The 18,517-nt window shown below is 65.4% G+C and carries 16 protein-coding genes; all 16 read left to right on the top strand.

The genetic code is table 11. The annotated features are described in order from the left end of the window. Nucleotides 1-3 precede the first annotated feature (3 nt). Entirely contained in the window at nucleotides 4-210 is a 207-nt protein-coding gene (gene secE, locus ACQY5G_RS15180; protein ID WP_310756536.1) for a preprotein translocase subunit SecE, read from the top strand. Further along, nucleotides 203-784, top strand: a complete 582-nt coding sequence (nusG, locus tag ACQY5G_RS15175) for a transcription termination/antitermination protein NusG (RefSeq protein ID WP_428275347.1) — start codon at nucleotides 203-205, stop codon at nucleotides 782-784. The genes secE and nusG overlap by 8 nt, the downstream gene beginning before the upstream one ends. After that, nucleotides 784-1,215: a 50S ribosomal protein L11 gene (rplK, locus tag ACQY5G_RS15170; RefSeq protein WP_310779559.1), complete on the top strand. Its 432-nt coding sequence runs from the start codon at nucleotides 784-786 to the stop codon at nucleotides 1,213-1,215. The genes nusG and rplK overlap by 1 nt, the downstream gene beginning before the upstream one ends. Before the next feature lie 19 nt (nucleotides 1,216-1,234). Further along, entirely contained in the window at nucleotides 1,235-1,924 is a 690-nt protein-coding gene (gene rplA, locus ACQY5G_RS15165) for a 50S ribosomal protein L1 (RefSeq protein ID WP_420616313.1), read from the top strand. Nucleotides 1,925-1,928: 4 nt separating this feature from the next. Continuing rightward, nucleotides 1,929-2,453, top strand: coding sequence for a 50S ribosomal protein L10 (gene rplJ, locus ACQY5G_RS15160; RefSeq protein WP_428275344.1), 525 nt, complete (start codon nucleotides 1,929-1,931; stop codon nucleotides 2,451-2,453). Nucleotides 2,454-2,519: 66 nt separating this feature from the next. Further along, nucleotides 2,520-2,894: a 50S ribosomal protein L7/L12 gene (gene rplL / locus ACQY5G_RS15155; protein ID WP_310782659.1), complete on the top strand. Its 375-nt coding sequence runs from the start codon at nucleotides 2,520-2,522 to the stop codon at nucleotides 2,892-2,894. A 244-nt stretch (nucleotides 2,895-3,138) separates the two neighbouring features. After that, complete coding sequence (gene rpoB / locus ACQY5G_RS15150) at nucleotides 3,139-7,686, top strand: DNA-directed RNA polymerase subunit beta (protein ID WP_428278715.1); 4,548 nt, start codon at nucleotides 3,139-3,141, stop codon at nucleotides 7,684-7,686. Between the two features lie 19 nt (nucleotides 7,687-7,705). Further along, entirely contained in the window at nucleotides 7,706-11,959 is a 4,254-nt protein-coding gene (rpoC, locus tag ACQY5G_RS15145; protein ID WP_428275342.1) for a DNA-directed RNA polymerase subunit beta', read from the top strand. A 239-nt stretch (nucleotides 11,960-12,198) separates the two neighbouring features. After that, nucleotides 12,199-12,570, top strand: coding sequence for a 30S ribosomal protein S12 (gene rpsL, locus ACQY5G_RS15140; RefSeq protein ID WP_310779551.1), 372 nt, complete (start codon nucleotides 12,199-12,201; stop codon nucleotides 12,568-12,570). Between the two features lie 119 nt (nucleotides 12,571-12,689). Further along, a complete protein-coding gene (gene rpsG, locus ACQY5G_RS15135) occupies nucleotides 12,690-13,160 on the top strand; it encodes a 30S ribosomal protein S7 (protein WP_420616317.1) in 471 nt (156 codons plus the stop codon). 52 nt (nucleotides 13,161-13,212) lie between these two features. After that, a complete protein-coding gene (gene fusA / locus ACQY5G_RS15130) occupies nucleotides 13,213-15,309 on the top strand; it encodes an elongation factor G (RefSeq protein ID WP_428275339.1) in 2,097 nt (698 codons plus the stop codon). A 58-nt stretch (nucleotides 15,310-15,367) separates the two neighbouring features. After that, a complete protein-coding gene (tuf, locus tag ACQY5G_RS15125) occupies nucleotides 15,368-16,561 on the top strand; it encodes an elongation factor Tu (RefSeq protein WP_428275337.1) in 1,194 nt (397 codons plus the stop codon). 34 nt (nucleotides 16,562-16,595) lie between these two features. Then, the gene (rpsJ, locus tag ACQY5G_RS15120) at nucleotides 16,596-16,904 is read left to right on the top strand and encodes a 30S ribosomal protein S10 (protein WP_310756558.1); all 309 of its coding nucleotides are present in this window, start codon (nucleotides 16,596-16,598) and stop codon (nucleotides 16,902-16,904) included. Nucleotides 16,905-16,908: 4 nt separating this feature from the next. Further along, entirely contained in the window at nucleotides 16,909-17,532 is a 624-nt protein-coding gene (gene rplC, locus ACQY5G_RS15115; protein ID WP_428275335.1) for a 50S ribosomal protein L3, read from the top strand. Then, nucleotides 17,529-18,164 (top strand): 50S ribosomal protein L4, encoded by a 636-nt coding sequence (gene rplD, locus ACQY5G_RS15110; protein WP_420616320.1) that lies wholly within the window; start codon nucleotides 17,529-17,531, stop codon nucleotides 18,162-18,164. Before rplC ends, rplD begins: the two co-directional genes overlap by 4 nt. Beyond that, nucleotides 18,161-18,517: a 50S ribosomal protein L23 gene (rplW, locus tag ACQY5G_RS15105; RefSeq protein WP_420616321.1), complete on the top strand. Its 357-nt coding sequence runs from the start codon at nucleotides 18,161-18,163 to the stop codon at nucleotides 18,515-18,517. Before rplD ends, rplW begins: the two co-directional genes overlap by 4 nt.

Genomic DNA, 18,517 nt, shown 5'->3' with positions numbered 1-18,517 from the left:
CGATTGGCCGGCATCGTCAGAAGAACCCAGGAGTTCGCGGAACAGGTACAGGTCGAGATGCGTCGGGTCACATGGCCCGACAAGGATCAGTTGCGCGGTGCAACGATCGGCATCCTGATCTTCGTCTTCATCATGGCCATCGTCATCGGGGCCATGGATTCGGTCTTCGCGGCGGCGGTGCGATTCATCGTCAGGTCGTTCGGTGGTTGAGTCCGCGGGCGCGGGAGCCGCGCAGACCGGTCCGCCCGAGGACGCGCCGCGCTGGTACGCGCTGCAGACGTACTCGGGCCACGAGAAGAAGGTGAAGACGCTTCTGGAGCAGAAGATCCAGGAGTACGGGGATGAGCCTCCGATTCGTGAGGTCATCGTCCCCACGCAGGAAGTCGTCGAGATCAAGGGAGGGAAGCGCGTCAAGTCGACGAAGCGGCTCTACCCGGGCTACGTGCTGATTCAGATGCTGCTGGACCAGAACACGATGTACGTCGTCAACAACGTCCCCGGCGTCATCAAGTTCGTGGGGAGCGGGAAAGACCCCCAGCCGCTCAAGACCGAGGAGATGAACAAGATCCTCGGCATCGCGGACGAACTCGAGCAGGCGAGTCCGGAAACGGAGATCCCCTTCCGGCCGGGGCAGGTCGTGGAAGTCATGGAAGGACCGTTCAGCGATTTCAGCGGAACGGTGGAGGAAGTGTTTGCGGAGAAGGGCAAGGTGCGCGTGCAGGTGAGCCTGTTCGGACGCCCGACCTCGGTTGAACTGGACTACACGCAGCTGCAGGGGTTCTGATGCCGCCGAAGAAACAGGTTACCGGATTCATCAAGCTGCAGATTCCGGGGGGGCAGGCGAATCCGGCCCCGCCCGTGGGTCCTGCCCTGGGCCAGCACGGCCTCAACATCATGGACTTCTGCAAGGCGTTCAACGCGCAGACCCAGCAGGAAGCCGGCACGATCATCCCGGTCGAGATCACGGTCTACAAGGACCGGACGTTCAGCTTCATCACCAAGACGCCGCCGGCGGTGGAGCTGCTCAAGAAGGAACTCGGTCTCGAGTCGGGTTCTCCGGTTCCGAACCGCGAGAAGGTCGGCAAGGTCACGGACGACCAGCTGCGCAGGATCGCCAGGATCAAGATGAAGGATCTCAACGCGGCCGATGAAGAGGCCGCGATGCGGATGATCGCGGGCACCGCACGATCCATGGGGATCGAGCGGGCCGACTGATCGGGAGAGACCGGGAAACATGCCGAAACACGGCAAGAAATACCGCTCCGCCGTAGAGGCCGCTCCGTCGAACGGCGCCCTCGCGCCGCGCGAGGCGCTCGAGCGCGTGCAGAAAACGGCGTTCGCGAACTTCGACGAGACGGTCGAGGCCGCGGTGCGCCTCGGCGTGGACCCGCGCAAGGCGGACCAGATCGTGCGCGGCACGGTCATCCTGCCTGCGGGCACGGGCCGCAAGGTGCGCGTGCTCGCCCTCGTGAAGGCGGACCGGGAGGCCGAGGCGAAGGAGGCCGGCGCGGACTACGCGGGGACCGACTACATCGAGCAGATTCAGGAGGGCTGGCTCGATTTCGATGTGGCGATCGCGACGCCGGATCTCATGAAGGACGTTGCCAGGCTGGGCCGGATCCTCGGCCCGCGGGGCCTCATGCCCACGCCGAAGGCCGGCACGGTCACCATGGACGTGAGTCGGGCCGTGCGCGAATCGAAGGCGGGCAAGATCGAATTCCGCGTGGACCGTACCGGCAACGTACATGCGCCGATCGGAAAAGTGAGCTTCGAACTCGACCAGCTGAACGAGAATCTCGATGCCCTCATGGACGAGATCGTGCGGTTGAAGCCCGCCGCGGCGAAGGGCCGGTATGTGAAGAGCGTGACCGTGACCAGCACGATGGGTCTCGGTGTTTCCGTCGACGAGGACCTGTACCGATAGATCCATGAGACTCGAAGAAAAGCAGCGCGTCACGCAGGAACTCACTGCGCAGATCGAAGAGAGCGGGACGATTTACCTGACCGACTTCACCGGGCTGAACGTGAAGGCGATCACGGATTTCCGAACGCGACTCCGAGACGAGGGCCTGAGCTATCGGGTCGTGAAGAACACCCTCATGAAGCGGGCGCTCGAGGATCTGGATCTCCCGGATCTGAGCGCCCATCTCGAGGGTCCGACGGGACTCATCCTCAGCGACGCCGACCCGGTCGCGCCGGCCAGGGTCCTGAAGGAATTCGCGAAAGCGAACGAGGATCGGCCGGTGGTGAAGGTCGGCGTCATCAATCGGGTGGAGACATCGCCGGAGGAAGTGGGGCGCATCGCCGATCTTCCGTCGCGCGAGGTTCTGCTCGGCGCCATCGCGGGCGGGCTCACGGCGAGCGTCGGCGGCATGGCCGGCGCTCTGAATGCGCTCTTCCGCGATATCGCAGACATGATCGAACAGGTCGGAAGGAAGAACGAGTCCGCCTGAAGTGGGGCGCATGCCCGTGACGTGCGGGCGTGTGGAATGCATACAGGATCCAGGGAACGGAAGAACATGTCCAAAATCGACGACCTTCTGCAGCAGATCGGCTCGCTGACGGTGCTCGAAGCCGCCGAGCTGAAAGACAAGATGGAGGAGACCTTCGGCGTGTCGGCCTCGGCGCCGGTCGCCGTCGCCGCCGCTCCCGGCGGCGCAGGGGACGCCGCCGAGGAGGAGCAGACGGAGTTCGATGTCGTCCTCACGGCGGTGGGCAGCAAGAAGATCCAGGTGATCAAGGTCGTGCGCGAAGTGACGAGCCTGGGTCTCAAGGAAGCGAAAGCCGTCGTCGACAACGCCCCCGGACCCGTCAAGGAAGGCGTGTCCAAGGAGGAGGCGGAGGAGATCAAGGCCAAGCTCGAAGAGCAGGGCGCCACGGCGGATCTCAAGTAGCCGCGCTGAAGAGCGTGGCAGGCCCCGGCGTCGATCATCCGGTCGGTTCCGGACTGCGGAGAGACCGCAGCCGGGCCGATGACGCAGGGGTCCGACCTCACACCGTGCACGAACCGGCGCGACCGCTTCCGGGCGGTCTCCGGTATTTCCGCATCTCCCATGTACTCGCGGGGTTCTCCGCGGGAGGTACGATTTGACGGCCAACGGCAGACCTGCGGTCTCGTTCGACAAGCTCGCCCGCCCCATGCACATGCCGCATTTCCTGGACGTGCAGCGGGAGGCGTTCGAGCGTCTGCTGCAATCGAAGGCGATGGAGGAGGAGCGCCGGGACCTCGGTCTCGAGCGTGTGTTTCGGGAGATCTTCCCGATCACGGACGTCAACGAGAACTTCTCGCTGGAGTTCGTCAGCTACTCTCTCGGAGACCCGAAGTACGAGGTCGAGGAGTGCATCGAGCGCGACATGACCTACTCCGCGCCGCTGAAGGCGCGGCTCCGGCTGGTCATCTTCGAGACGGTCGGCAAGGACGACGAAAAGCGTCCCGGCGATATCCTGGAGAAGGAAGTCTATCTCGGGGATCTGCCGCTCCTGACGGAGCAGGGAACGTTCGTCGTGAACGGAGCGGAGCGGGTCATCGTGAGCCAGCTTCACCGTTCCCCCGGCGTCGTATTCGAAGAGACGCTGCACCCCAACGGCACGCGTCTTTTCTCGTCGCGGATCATCCCGTTCCGCGGATCCTGGGTCGAATTCACCCTCGATATCCACGACGTCATCCACGTCCACATCGACAAGAAGAAGAAATTCCCCGCTACCGCACTTCTACGGGCGTTCGGCTACGGGCGGGACGTGGACATCCTCGAGTGCTTTTGCCGGCGTCGGCTCGTGCGGATCGACGCGGAGGATGATGATGAGGCGTCGACGCATCGCGAGGTTACGGGCACGCTGGTGGCCCGGAGCATCGCGAACCCGGACTTCGGGGAGGACCCCGAGGCGCTGGAACTGCGCGGCTACGAGCCCGCGCCGGACGCCCCGCACTGGCTGGCGGACGACCTTCCCGGCGCGGATGGCGGGGAGCCGGTTGCGGCTCTCGGTGATCCGCTCGATGCGGAGTTGATGCAGCGCATCCTCGATCAGGAGATCACAAGTGTCGAGGTGTTCGAGGAGGAAGATGCCTTCATCGTGCGCCGTGGGGAGACGCTGAGCGAAGAAGCCCTCGAACGCCTCGTGCGCGCGGGTGTGTCCGAGGTGGAGGTGTACTCGAGCGCGACGTTCGTACCGCTGCGCGGGACCTACGAGGACCTCGCGATGCGCCGCGACTGGAGTTCGAGTCCGCAACTCGCCGCCGATGTCGTGGCCGAGGACACCGGAGAAGTCCTGGCCGAGAAAGGGGCGCGCTTCGATTCGAGTCTGTTCGCGCAACTCAAGGCGGAGAAGGCTCGCGAGGCCCTGGTGTTCACGGGCGGTCCGCGCGGGGAGTCCCCGCTGCTGCGCAATACGCTCGCGAAGGATCCGACGGCGAGCGAGGCGGCCGCGCTTCACTCCATCTATTCTCTCGTCCGGCCCGGCGAGGCGCCGAACCTGGCGACGGCCCGGGGCGCGCTCGACCGGCTCTTTTTCAACCCCAAGCGATACGACCTGGGCCGGGTGGGGCGACACAAGATCAACCACCGGCTCAAGGACGTGTACCGGCTGCTCGGCCTCGATATCCCCGCGGGCGATCTCGTGGTGTTGGACCCGTCCGACTTCGTGGCGATCGTCCGCTACCTGGTCGAACTGCACGAGGGCCGCGGATACACGGACGACATCGACCACCTGGGGAACCGCCGCGTGCGGTCCATCGGCGAGCTCATCGCGAACCAGTTTTCCGTCGGACTGTCGCGCATGGCCCGCCTCGTCCGCGAGCGGATGTCGATCAACAGCGACCCCGAGAAGATCTCCATCGACGACCTCGTGAACGCGCGTACGGTAAGCGCCGTCATCCAGGCCTTCTTCGGGAGTTCGCAGCTCAGCCAGTTCATGGATCAGACGAACCCGCTCTCCGAGCTCACGCACAAGCGACGCCTGAGCGCGCTGGGTCCGGGCGGGCTGACGCGGGAGCGCGCGGGCTTCGAGGTGCGGGACGTGCACTACTCGCACTACGGGCGGATGTGTCCGATCGAAACCCCGGAGGGGCCGAACATCGGGCTCATCACGTCGGTGACCACCTACTCCCGCCTGAACGAGCTGGGCTTCCTCGAGACCCCCTACCGCAGGGTGGTGAACGAGCGGGTCTCCCAGGACGAAATCGTCTGGCTCTCGGCGAGCGAAGAGGAGGAATACTCCGTCGCGCAGGCGAACGCCGAACTCAACCCCGATGGGACGTTCGCCCGCTCGCTCGTCCTCTGCCGGCGGCGCGACGACTATCCGCTGCTGCCGCCGGAGGAGATCGACTTCATGGATGTCGCGCCCGATCAGCTGGTGGCCGTGTCGCCCGCGCTCATTCCGTTCCTCGAGCACGATGATGCGAACCGGGCGCTGATGGGGTCGAACATGCAGCGGCAGGCCGTGCCGCTCCTCTTCCCCGAGCGTCCGCTCGTGGGTACGGGCCTGGAGGGCAAGGTGGCCCGGGACTCCGGCGCGGTGGTACTTGCGCGCCGCGCCGGGACGGTGACGCGGGTCACGGCGGACGAGGTCGAGGTCGACACCGGCAAGCCCCGACGGGCGGCCGGCGAGATCCCGCTCGCCCGCCTCACGCAGTACGACTCCTATCGGCTCAGGAAGTTCTGGCGCACGAATCAGGACACGGCGATCAACCAGCGGCCGATCGTCCGGGTCGGGGACCGCGTGGAAGCGGGCGACGTGATCGCGGACGGTGCCGGCACGGACGGCGGCTCGCTCGCGCTCGGACGTAACGCGCTTGTCGCGTTCATGCCCTGGTTCGGCCACAATTTCGAGGACGCCATCGTGATCAGCGAGAAGCTGGTCAAGGGGGACGTCTACACGTCGGTCCACATCCAGGAACTCGAACTCCACGTCCGGGACACGAAGCGCGGGATGGAGGAGATAACGCGCGAGATCCCCAACGTGGCCGAGGAAGCGCTCGTCGACCTCGACGACCGGGGGATCGTCCGCATCGGTGCCGCGGTCCGCTCGGGGGACATCCTCGTCGGCAAGATCACCCCGAAGGGGGAGACCGAGCTTTCCCCCGAAGAAAAGCTGCTGACGGCGATCTTCGGCGAGAAGGCGAAGGATGTGAAGGACAGTTCGCTGCGCGTTCCCCCCGGCGTCGAGGGGACCGTGATCGACGTCAAGATCTTCTCGAGGCGGATCGACGATCCGCTCCTGGAACGGGAGCACGGCGAGCGAATCGCCGAACTGCGCGAGGGCGAGCGCGAAGAAATCGCACGGGTGATGGAAGCCCGGGACGAGGAGATCCTGGAACTGCTTCAGGGGGAGACGGTCGTTCTCTGCCTCGGCCGGGGTTCCCTCGAACCGCTCTTCGCCGAGGGCACCAAGCTGACGAAGACGAAGCTTCGGAGCATCGACCTGGGAGAGATCGACCTCTCGACGCTGAAGGTGAAGACGGAGAAGTCCAACGACCTGATCCGCCGCGTGGAGGCCGAGGCGCGCACGCGGGTGGAGCGGATACGCGAGCGCACGGAAGAGGGAATCGACAAGATCTTCCAGCCCGACGAGTTGTCCCCGGGCGTCGTCCAGCTCGTGAAGGTCTACCTCGCGGAGAAAAGAAAGATCTCGGTGGGAGACAAGATGGCCGGCCGGCACGGGAACAAGGGCATCATCGCCCGCGTGGTTCCCGAAGAGGACATGCCGGTCCTGCCCGACGGACAGTCCATCGAGATCGTACTCAATCCGCTCGGCGTACCGAGCCGGATGAACGTGGGACAGATTCTCGAGACCACGCTGGGCTGGGCGGCCCGGGCTCTCGGCTTCGAAGCGAATACGCCCGTCTTCCAGGGAGCGACCGAGCATGAGATCGGCGCCCTCCTGAAGATCGGGGGCGCCTGCTGGGCGGCTCGCACGCTCGGATCGGACGTGGAACCGCCCGAAATCTCCTACGAGAAGATCCAGGCGCTCGTCAACGAGATTCAGGCCCGGGAAGGAGACGATCCGGTCTCGGATGACCCGGCCAGTCTCGGACGCACGCTCGACGCCTATCTCGAGGGAGGCGGCGAGCTCGCCTCGTACCTGCGGAGCCTGGCCGCCTTCGTCCTCCGGGTCGTGCGCGATGTCTCGGGCGCGACGACGGCGGCGAAGCTGGAATCCGAGGGCTGGCCGAAGACCGCCGCGCTCTCGGGGCGGCGCAGGATCACCTCGGGTGTGGACGCGGCCGTCGTCGAGCTCATGGAGCGCGCGGGGCTGCGTTCGAACGGCAAGATGAGGCTGCGCGACGGTCGCACGGGCGATGAGTTCGTGGCGGACATCGCGGTCGGCGAGATCTACATGATGAAGCTCTCACACCTCGTCGACGACAAGATCCACGCGCGCTCCATCGGCCCCTACAGCCTGGTCACGCAGCAGCCGCTGGCCGGCAAGGCGCAGTTCGGAGGGCAGCGCTTCGGCGAGATGGAAGTGTGGGCGCTGGAAGCCTACGGTGCGGCCCATACGCTGCAGGAGATGCTGACCGTCAAGTCGGATGACGTGACGGGACGGAGCCGGGTGTACGAGGCGATCGTCAAGGGCGACAACCTGCCCAAGCCGGGGGTGCCCGAGAGCTTCAACGTGCTCGTCAAGGAACTACAGGCGCTGGGGCTGAGCGTGACGCTCGGCGGCGACGAGTCGGAGCCGCTGTTCTAGCGAAACAAGAGGGTGACAGATGATCGATTTTCCGCGAAATCGCAGTGCGGGTTCATCCGAGTTCGACTGGATTCAGATCAAGCTCGCCTCTCCCGAGGAGATCCGCTCCTGGAGTCACGGAGAGGTCACGAAGCCGGAGACGATCAACTACCGGTCGTTCAAGCCGGAACGCGACGGCCTCTTCTGCGAGCGCATCTTCGGGCCGGTCAAGGACTGGGAGTGCCACTGCGGAAAATTCAAGCGGATCCGATACCGCGGCCACATCTGCGACAAGTGCGGAGTCGAGGTCACGCTGTCCAAGGTTCGACGCGAGCGGATGGGTCACATCGAACTCGCGGTCCCCGTGGCCCATATCTGGTTCTTCAAGACGCTTCCTTCGCAGATGGGCTACCTGCTCGGGATGAAGCTGCGGGATCTCGAGAAGGTCATCTACTACGCCGCGCACGTCGTCACCGAGCCGGGCCGGCAGGATGTCGAGTTCAAGCAGGTTCTGGAAGAGGATGAGTACTGGGAGCTGACGGACAAGGCGCGCGAGGAGGGAGATACCGAATTCCGCGCCGAAATCGGGGCCGAAGGGATCCGGACGCTGCTCGGGCAGCTCGACGTCGACGAACTCGCCGAGCAGCTGCGCTACGAGGTCGTGCACGAGACCTCGAAGCACCGGAAGAAGAAGAAGCTCAAGCGGCTCAAGGTGATCGACGCGATCCGCAACAGCGACGACGAGGTCTCGAAGCGCAACAGCCCCGAGCACATGATCATGGATGTGATTCCGGTGATCCCGCCGGATCTGCGTCCCCTCGTCCCGCTGGATGGCGGACGGTTCGCGACGTCGGACCTCAACGACCTCTACCGTCGCGTGATCAATCGGAACAACCGGCTCAAGAAGCTGCTGGAAATGCGCGCGCCGGAGGTGATCCTGCGCAACGAGAAGCGCATGCTCCAGGAGGCGGTGGACGCGCTGTTCGACAACGGGCGCCGCGGCAAGGCGATTCGCGGAAGGGGCAAGCGGCCGCTCAAGTCCCTGTCGGACATGCTCAAGGGCAAGCAGGGCCGGTTCCGGCAGAATCTGCTCGGAAAGCGCGTCGACTATTCCGGCCGGTCGGTCATCGTCGTGGGTCCGGAGCTCCGGCTTCACCAGTGCGGGCTGCCGAAGAAGATGGCCGTCGAGCTGTTCAAGCCGTTCATCATCCATGAACTCGAGCGGCGGCTGCACGCCGAGACGGTGAAGCGCGCCAAGAAGCTCGTCGAACTCGACGACCCGACGGTCTACGAGGTTCTCGAGGACATCATCAAGGATCACCCGGTGCTCCTGAACCGGGCCCCGACGCTTCACCGGCTGGGGATCCAGGCCTTCGAGCCGGTGCTCGTGGAGGGGAAGGCCATCCGCATTCACCCGCTCGTGTGCGCGGCGTTCAACGCGGACTTCGACGGCGACCAGATGGCGGTTCACGTTCCACTGTCCTTCGAATCGCAGCTCGAGGCGCGGATCCTCATGCTGTCGAGCAACAACATTCTGAAGCCGGCGAACGGTCGGCCGATCGCGTCGCCGTCCCAGGACATGGTCCTCGGCTGCTACTACATGACGAAGGTCCGGCCGGACTTCGACGAATACGAGGCGGGATCGGATCTCCCTCACTTCGCGAGCGCGGACCAGGTTGAAATGGCGCTCGAAGCGGGATATCTGCGCTCGCCCGCGGGGACGCCGGACTACCACCTGCCGATTCGGCTGCTCGTCGACGAAGAGGCCGACGACGGCCAGGTCGAGCGGAAGTGGGTCGTGACCAGCGTCGGGCGCGCCCTCTTCAACGCGATCCTGCCCTCCCGGGTGCCGTACGTGAACGAGACGCTGGGCAAGGGTGCGCTGGGAGACCTCGTCTTCCGGTCGTTCCGGCTCGCGGGACTCGAGGACACCACGTCGTTCCTCGATCAACTCAAGGATTTCGGATTCCGCAACGCGACGAAGGCCGGCGTTTCCATCGGACTCGACGACATGGAAATCCCGACCGAGAAGCAGGAGATCCTCGGAGAGGCCCAGGAGGACGTGAACCGGTTCACGAAGGCGTACCACCGCGGCGTGATCTCCTTCGGGGAACGATACAACAAGGTGATCGATGCATGGACCCACGCGAACAACGACGTCGCCGACGCGATGGTCCGCGGACTCCAGCAATCGAGGCACGGCTTCAACCCGATCTTCATGATGTTCGATTCGGGCGCCCGGGGTTCCCGCGACCAGATCCGGCAGCTCGCGGGAATGCGGGGCCTGATGGCCAAGCCCCAGAAGAAGCTGACCGGCGGCATCGGCGAGATCATCGAGAGCCCGATCCGCTCCAACTTCAGAGAGGGCCTCAGCGTGCTCGAGTACTTCATCTCGACGCACGGCGCGCGGAAGGGGCTCGCCGACACCGCCCTCAAGACGGCGGACGCCGGCTACCTGACGCGCCGGCTCGTCGATGTGGCGCAGGATGTCACGATCATCGAGGAGGACTGCAATACGATCCTCGGGCTCGACGTCACGGCGCTCAAGGAGGGCGAGGACATCATCGAGCCGCTGTCCGATCGCGTCGCCGGCAACATCGCGGCGGAAGCCGTGATCGACCCCATCGACGACGAAGTCATCGTCGAGGCCGGGGACATGATCACGGAGGCGCGGGCACGGGCCATCGATGAGAGCGGCGTCCAGCAGGTTCGCATCAAGTCGGTCCTCACCTGCGAGTCGCGGCGGGGCATCTGCCAGCAGTGCTACGGCCGCAATCTCGCGACGATGGAACTCGTCGACCTCGGTGAGGCGGCGGGAATCCTCGCGGCGCAGTCGATCGGCGAGCCGGGGACGCAGCTCACGCTCAGGACCTTCCACATCGGAGGGACGGCGGCACGGATCGCGGCGCAGACCCAGAGGCGCTCCAAGCTCGAAGGCCGGATCGCATTCGAGCGCGTAACGACCGTCACGAGTCCGTCGGGCGATACGATCGTCACAAGCCGTGAGGGCGAACTTCTCATGAAGACGCCGGACGACCGCATCCTGTCGCGGCTCGCCATCCCCTACGGCGCAACGCTCTTCGTGGAGGACGACACCGACGTGGCGCATGGGGATCTGCTCTTCGGCTGGGACCCCTATTCCGAACCCATCGTGGCGGACAAGAAGGGGAAGATCCGGTTCACGGACATCGTGCCGGAAGAGACGGTTCGCGAGGAACTCGACGAGGCGACGGGGCGCCGTCAGCAGGTCATCATCGACGACCGGGAGAAGAAGCTCCACCCCGTCATCAACATCGTGAGCGGGAAGGGCGCCAAGCTGCGCGAGTTCATCGTGCCGGTCGGCACACAGCTGCTCGTGCAGGATGGACAGGCCGTCAACGCGGGGGAGACGCTCGCCAAGATCAGCCGCGAGGCCTACAAGACCCGCGACATCACGGGTGGATTGCCGCGGGTTGCCGAGCTGTTCGAGGCGCGGAGGCCGAAGGATCCCGCGACGATTACCGAGGTCGACGGGCGCGTATCGTTCGGAGGAATCAAGCGCGGGAAGCGCGAGATCATCGTGACGATGGACGACGGCGAGGAGATGGTGTATCAGATCCCCGTCGGCAAGCACCTCCGCGTGCACGAAGGAGACCTCGTGCGGGCAGGTGACCGGCTCTCCGAGGGTCCGGTGAATCCGCACGACATCCTGCGGGTCCGGGGACCCCGGGCGGTGCAGGAGTACCTGCTCAACGAAATCCAGGAGGTGTACCGCCTGCAGGGCGTACGGATCAACGACAAGCACATCGCGGTGATCGTGCGTCAGATGTTGCAGAAGGTCCGCATCACGGATCCGGGCGGCACGGAATTCCTCGAGGGTGAGCATGTGGATCGGATGGAGTTCCGCGACGCGACGCGCGAGGTCCTCGAAGGTGGAGGCAAACCCCCGCGGGCGGAGCCGATCCTGCTCGGGATCACGAAGTCGAGCCTCACCACGGAGTCCTTCATCAGCGCGGCCTCCTTCCAGGAGACGACGCGCGTGCTTACCGACGCCGCCGTGCGTGGAGCGAAGGACCGCCTCAGGGGGCTCAAGGAGAACATCATCATCGGGCATCTGGTCCCGGCAGGTACGGGGACGCACCGATTCTCCGATATCGAATTCCTCGTGGACGACGCGCTGAAGGAGCAGATCGACTCGATGCGGCGCAGAGTCGTGCCTGAGGAGATGCCCCGGAGCCTCTTCTCGGACCTTCGGGACCAGGCTGAGGAAGACGAGGTCGCAGTGGCGGAGGAGGGCGCGGTTCTGACGACCTGACGTCCGTTCGACACCGAAGCGGGGGGTGCGTTTACGGGATCTCCGCACCCCCTCTCCGCAACGGAAGTTGCTTGACACCGAGAGGCGTCAAGACTACTCTCTCTTGTCTGTCGACCGACCGGTCGGCAGTCGCCGCGGGGGCGGTTCGGATCCGTCCCCGATTTTTTTACCCCCAACGGCCGGGCCCCGAGTTCGGTGATCGGCGCACCGGTGCGGCCGAAGGGAGCGATGGAGCGGGAATGCCGACCATCAATCAGCTGGTCCGCAAGGGCCGCAGGAAGGTCCGGAAGAAGAGCAAGGCGCCGGCACTGGAGGGAAACCCCCAGAAGCGCGGCGTGTGCACGCGCGTGTACACCACGACGCCGAAGAAGCCGAATTCGGCACTGCGGAAGGTCGCCCGCGTGCGACTCACGAACGGATACGAGGTCACCGCGTATATCGGAGGCGAGGGCCACAACCTCCAGGAACACAGCATCGTGCTGATCCGGGGCGGACGAGTGAAGGACCTGCCGGGTGTTCGTTATCACATCATCCGCGGGACCCTCGACGCGTCGGGCGTGGACGACAGGAACCAGGGCCGGTCGAAGTACGGTTCGAAGAAGAGAAAATAGCTCGGAGTCTCTCGGAAATTCGAGCGGGCCGAACACCGTTGGGCCCGGCCTCGGAATCCGTGGCCGGGCTTTATTGCGAAGTCTCCGGATGAACCCGGAGCCGGATATGGCGAAACGAGATGCCACGACGAAACCGTGCCGAACAGCGTGAGGTGATTCCGGACTCCCGATACGGGAGCACGGAGGTCACGAAATTCATCAACATGCTGATGCTGGACGGGAAGAAGTCCCTCGCCGAGCGGATCTTCTACGATGCGATGCAGAACATCGAAATGAAGACGGGACAGCCGGCGATGAACGTGTTCCGGCAGGCGCTGCAGAACGCGAAGCCGATCCTCGAGGTTCGGAGCCGGCGCGTAGGTGGCGCGACGTACCAGGTACCGATGGAAGTGTCGTACCGGCGGCGCGATTCACTCGCGCGCCGATGGCTCGTGCAGCACTCGCGTGCCCGCTCCGGCAAGACAATGGCGCAGCGGCTCGCCGGTGAACTGCTCGACGCCGCCCGCGGCGACGGGGGGGCGGTGAGGAAGAAAGAGGACGTGCACCGGATGGCGGACGCGAACAAGGCGTTTGCGCACTACCGCTGGTAATGGGTCCGTCCGGCACCCGAGGTTCGGCAGATAGAGACCAATAGATCGACTCATGGAGAGAAGAACGCCGCTCGAGCGGCTTCGGAATATCGGCATCATGGCGCACATCGATGCCGGAAAGACGACGACGACCGAACGGGTGCTGTTCTACACCGGCCGGACGCATCGCTTGGGCGAAGTGCATCATGGCGACGCGACGATGGACTGGATGGAGCAGGAGCAGGAACGCGGCATCACGATTACATCGGCCGCCACCACCTGTAACTGGACGCACGACGGCGAACCCTACCGCATCAACATCATCGACACGCCGGGGCACGTCGACTTCACGGTCGAGGTGGAGCGCAGCCTTCGCGTGCTCGACGGTGCGGTGGCCCTCTTCTGCGCCGTCGGCGGCGTGGAGCCGCAGTCCGAGACGGTATGGCGGCAGGCCGACAAGTACGGTGTCCCCCGCATCGCGTTCGTCAACAAGATGGACCGCGTCGGCGCCGACTTCATGAACGTCGTCCGGATGATGCGCGACCGCCTGGGTGCGAACGCGCATCCGCTTCAGATCCCCCTCGGCGAGGGTGAACTCTATACGGGCATGGTCGACCTCATTCGCGAGGTCAAGGTCGTCTACGACGATGAATCCCTGGGCGCGCGCTGGACCGAAGGCCCCGTGCCGGACGCCCTGGTGGACGAGGTGGCGGAGTTGCGGAGCGCCCTCATCGAGGCCGCGGTCGAATACGACGAACCCATGCTCGAGAAGTACCTCGAAGGGGAAGAGCTCACCGAGGATGAGATCCGCGGTGCCGTGCGGAAGGCGACGCTGGCCAACGGGATCACGCCGATCCTGTGTGGCTCCGCCTTCAAGAACAAAGGCGTGCAGCGCCTGCTCGACGCCGTGATCGACTTCCTCCCCTCTCCCCTCGATGTCCCTCCCGTCACCGGCCACCTCCCCCAGCAGGATGAGACGGAGGTCGAGCGTGCAGCCGACGAAGAAGCGCCGTTTGCGGCCCTCGCGTTCAAGATCGCGACCGATCCGTATGTGGGACGTCTGACGTACTTCCGAGTCTATTCCGGAACGGCGAAAGCCGGCTCGAAGGCGCTGAATTCGTCCAGGGGGCGGAAGGAGCGCTTCGGCCGGTTGCTCCAGATGCACGCGAACAAGCGCGAGGAGCGCGACGAAGTGTTCGCGGGCGACATCGCGGCCGCGATCGGACTCAAGCATACGCGGACGGGAGATACGCTCTCGTCGGCGACCGATCCGATCGTGCTCGAGTCGATGAGCTTCCCCGAGCCCGTGATCCGGGTGGCGATCGAGCCCCGGACGAAAGCGGACCAGGAGAAGCTGTCGGGGGCTCTCGCGAAGCTTGCCGAGGAAGACCCCACATTCCGCGTCTACACCGACGAGGAGACGGGGCAGACGATCATCAGCGGGATGGGCGAACTCCATCTCGAAATCATCGTCGACCGGCTCCAGCGCGAGTTCAGGGTCAACGCGAACGTCGGCCGTCCGCAGGTCGCCTATCGCGAGACGATCCGCAAGGCCGTCCGCAAGGTGGAAGGCCGCTTCGTGCGGCAGTCCGGCGGCCGCGGACAGTTCGGGCACGTGATCATCAACCTCGAGCCCACGGATCCCGGCGGCGGCTTCATCTTCGACTCCGAGATCCGGGGCGGCAACGTGCCCCGCGAGTACGTGCTCTCGGTGGAACAGGGGATTCGCGAGGCGCTGGATTCCGGGATCGTCGCCGGCTACCCGATCATCGACATCAAGGCCACGCTGATCGACGGCTCGTACCACGAGGTCGATTCCAGCGAGATGGCCTTCAAGATCGCGGGCTCGATCGCGCTCAAGGAAGGTGCGCGCAAGGCGCAACCAGTCCTGCTCGAGCCGGTCATGAACGTGGAAGTCGTGACACCCGACGATTATCTCGGGGATGTGATGGGAGACCTCTCCAGCCGACGGGGCAAGATCGGCGGCATGACCCAGCGTTCGTCGGCCCAGGTCGTCGGGGCGTCGGTGCCGCTGTCGGAGATGTTCGGCTACGCGACGTCCCTGCGCTCGATCAGTCAGGGTCGCGCGGTCTACACCATGCAGTTTTCGCACTACGAGGAAGTTCCGGGCTCCAAGACGGCGGAGATCGTCTCCGCCAACGGTTCGTAGGCGGCGAAGGGGCCGTCCGCGAGCAGGCCGCAGACGAGACACAGGAGAACGAGGGGCGATGGCGAAGGAAAAGTTCGAGCGAACGAAGCCGCACGTGAACGTGGGGACGATCGGGCACGTGGACCACGGGAAGACGACGCTGACGGCGGCGATCACCCAGGTACAGGCACAGAAGGGATACGGGGAGTACGTGGCGTTCGATCAGATCGACAAGGCTCCGGAGGAGCGGGAGCGGGGGATCACGATCGCGACGGCTCACGTGGAGTACGAGTCGGCGGGGCGACATTACGCACACGTGGACTGCCCGGGCCACGCGGACTACGTGAAGAACATGATCACGGGCGCGGCGCAGATGGACGGCGCGATCGTGGTGGTGTCGGCGGCGGACGGACCGATGCCGCAGACGCGGGAGCACATTTTGTTGGCCCGCCAGGTGAACGTGCCGTACATCGTGGTGTTTTTGAACAAGGTGGACCAGGTCGACGACGAGGAGTTGCTGGACCTGGTGGAGCTGGAGGTACGGGAGCTTCTGAGCGAGTACGAGTTTCCCGGCGATGACGTGCCGGTGGTACGTGGCTCGGCGCTGCAGGCTTTGGAGAGCGGGGATCCGTCGGCGTCGGAGACGGCGTGCATCGGGGAGTTGATGGAAGCGTTGGACAGCTACATCCCGGTTCCGGAGCGCGCGACGGACAAGCCGTTCCTGATGCCGGTGGAGGACGTGTTCACGATCACGGGTCGCGGGACGGTGGTGACGGGCCGGATCGAGCGCGGGGTGGTCAAGACGGGCGAGGGCGTGGAGCTGGTGGGCCTGGGCTCGGAGAAGAAGACGGTGGTGACGGGCGTGGAGATGTTCCGGAAGATCCTGGACGAGGGTCAGGCGGGGGACAACGCGGGGCTTCTGCTTCGCGGGGTGGCGAAGACGGAGGTGGAGCGGGGGATGGTGGTCGCTCACCCTCGGTCGATCACACCGCACCGGAAGTTTTCGGCGGAGGTGTACGTGCTGACGAAGAACGAGGGCGGGCGGCATACGCCGTTCTTCAACGGGTACCGTCCGCAGTTCTACTTCCGGACGACGGACGTGACGGGCTCGGCGGAGCTGCCCGAGGGGGTGGAGATGGTGATGCCGGGGGACAATGTGAATATGGCGGTGGAGCTGATCGCGCCGATCGCGATGGAGGAGAACCTCCGGTTCGCGATCCGCGAGGGAGGCCGGACGGTGGGCGCCGGGGTCGTCACCGCCATCCACGACTAGCGGACTGCCCCGGAAAACGAGACGGCGCACAGATATGGCGCAGAAGATTCGGATTCGGCTGAAGGCCTTCGATCCAGCGGTGATCGACCAAACGGCGGCGGACATCGTCCGGACGGCGCAGAAGACCGGTGCGTCCGTCAGCGGGCCGATCCCGCTCCCGACGCGCCGTCAGCTGTTCACGGTCCTGCGGAGTCCGCATGTGGACAAGAAGTCGCGGGAACAGTTCGAACTGAAGACGCACAAGCGGCTCATCGATATCCATGACTCCCGTCCGCAGACGATCGACGCGCTGACGAAGCTGGATCTCGCGGCCGGCGTCGATGTGGAAATCAAAGTCGAGTAGCGAGATGCCCGGGTTGATCGGCCGCAAAATCGGCATGACGCAGATCTTCGACGACGACGGGAAGGCCGTCGGCGTCACGGTGCTGGAAGTCGGACCCTGTCCGGTCGTCCAGATCAAGACCGCCGAGCGCGACGGATACGATGCCGTGCAGCTGGGCTTCGGTCGCGTGAAGGAAGGGCGCGTGCGAAAGCCGACGGCGGGCCACGCCGCGCGTGCCGGACTCGACTACGTACCGCGCGTTCTCGCGGAGTTCGACTTCGAAGGCGAGAAGCTCGAGCTGGGCCAGGAACTCACGGTCGGCATGTTCGATGCCGGGTCGCGGGTGAACGTGACGGGCACGACCAAGGGTCGCGGGTTCCAGGGCGTCGTGAAGCGGCACGGCTTCGGCGGTGGTCGCGGCTCGCACGGCGGAACGTCCGTTCTCAGAGCCCCGGGCTCGATCGGGGCCGGCACGGACCCGTCCCGAGTCATCAAGGGGCGGAAGATGGCGGGCCGCATGGGGGGGACGCAGCGTACGGCGATGAGCCGGAGGATCATTCGGGTCGACGCCGAAAAGAACCTTCTGATCGTTCAGGGTTCCGTCCCGGGCGGGCGCAACAACCTCGTCATGGTGAGGCCGGGCCGATGAAAGTCGCGACGTACAGTTCCGACGGCACGGCCGGGGCCGAGCGGGCCCTGCCCGAGACGCCGTTCGACGGCGTGGTCAACGAAGACGTGCTCCATCAGGTCGTCACCGCCGTGCTGGCGAACCGTCGACAGGGGACCGCATCGACGAAGACCCGCTCGACCGTTCGCGGAGGATCGCGGAAGCCCTGGCGGCAGAAGGGGACGGGACGTGCCCGCGCCGGTTCGATCCGGTCGGCGCTGTGGCGCGGCGGCTCGGTCGTCTTCGGCCCGCAGCCGCGCTCCTATCGCGTGCGCGTGCCGAGGCGGATCCGTCGGCTGGCGATCCGTTCCGCACTCAACACGAGAGCCATGAACGGCGACCTCGCGCTCATCGAGCCTCTGGGTTTCGATCCGCCGAAGACCCGGCACGTCGCCGCCCTGCTGGCCGGCATCGGCCGCGGCTCGGAGAACATCCTCTTCCTGACGGCGGGCCACAAACCCGACGTCCACCTGTCGGCCAGAAACCTGCCCGGCGTGCGCGTGCTCCCATGGGGAGAGGCGTCGGCGTACGACATCCTCTGGTCCGACCTGGTACTCGTCGAGTCGTCGGTCTTCGATGCGGCAGGGGACTCCGCCGGGGAAGGTGAAGCATGACGCGCGCACCGAACGAGATCATCCTGCGTCCGCTCTTCACGGAGAAGACATCCACGAGCCTCCAGTCGGAGGGGACCGACGGGGTGGGACGGCGTCTCCAGGCGCGCATCGACCTCGGCGAGGTGGAACCCCGTCCCAAATACACGTTCGAGGTGGCGCCGGACGCGAACAAGATCGAGATCCGCCGCGCCTTCGAGGCGATCTTCGAGGGAAGGCGGGTCACCTCCGTGCGCACGATGAACGTGCGGGGGAAGAAGAAGCGCATGGGGCGCACGATGGGCCGTCGGCCGCACTGGAAGAAGGCGATCATCGAAGTTGCGGACGGTCCCGTCGATGTGCTGGAGGGAGCCTGA

Origin of the sequence: Candidatus Palauibacter sp., from assembly GCF_965261555.1 — a bacterium.
Classification (GTDB): domain Bacteria; phylum Gemmatimonadota; class Gemmatimonadetes; order Palauibacterales; family Palauibacteraceae; genus Palauibacter.
The sequence above is the reverse complement of the archived record's forward strand: the minus strand, read 5'-3'. Positions and strand labels throughout refer to the sequence as shown.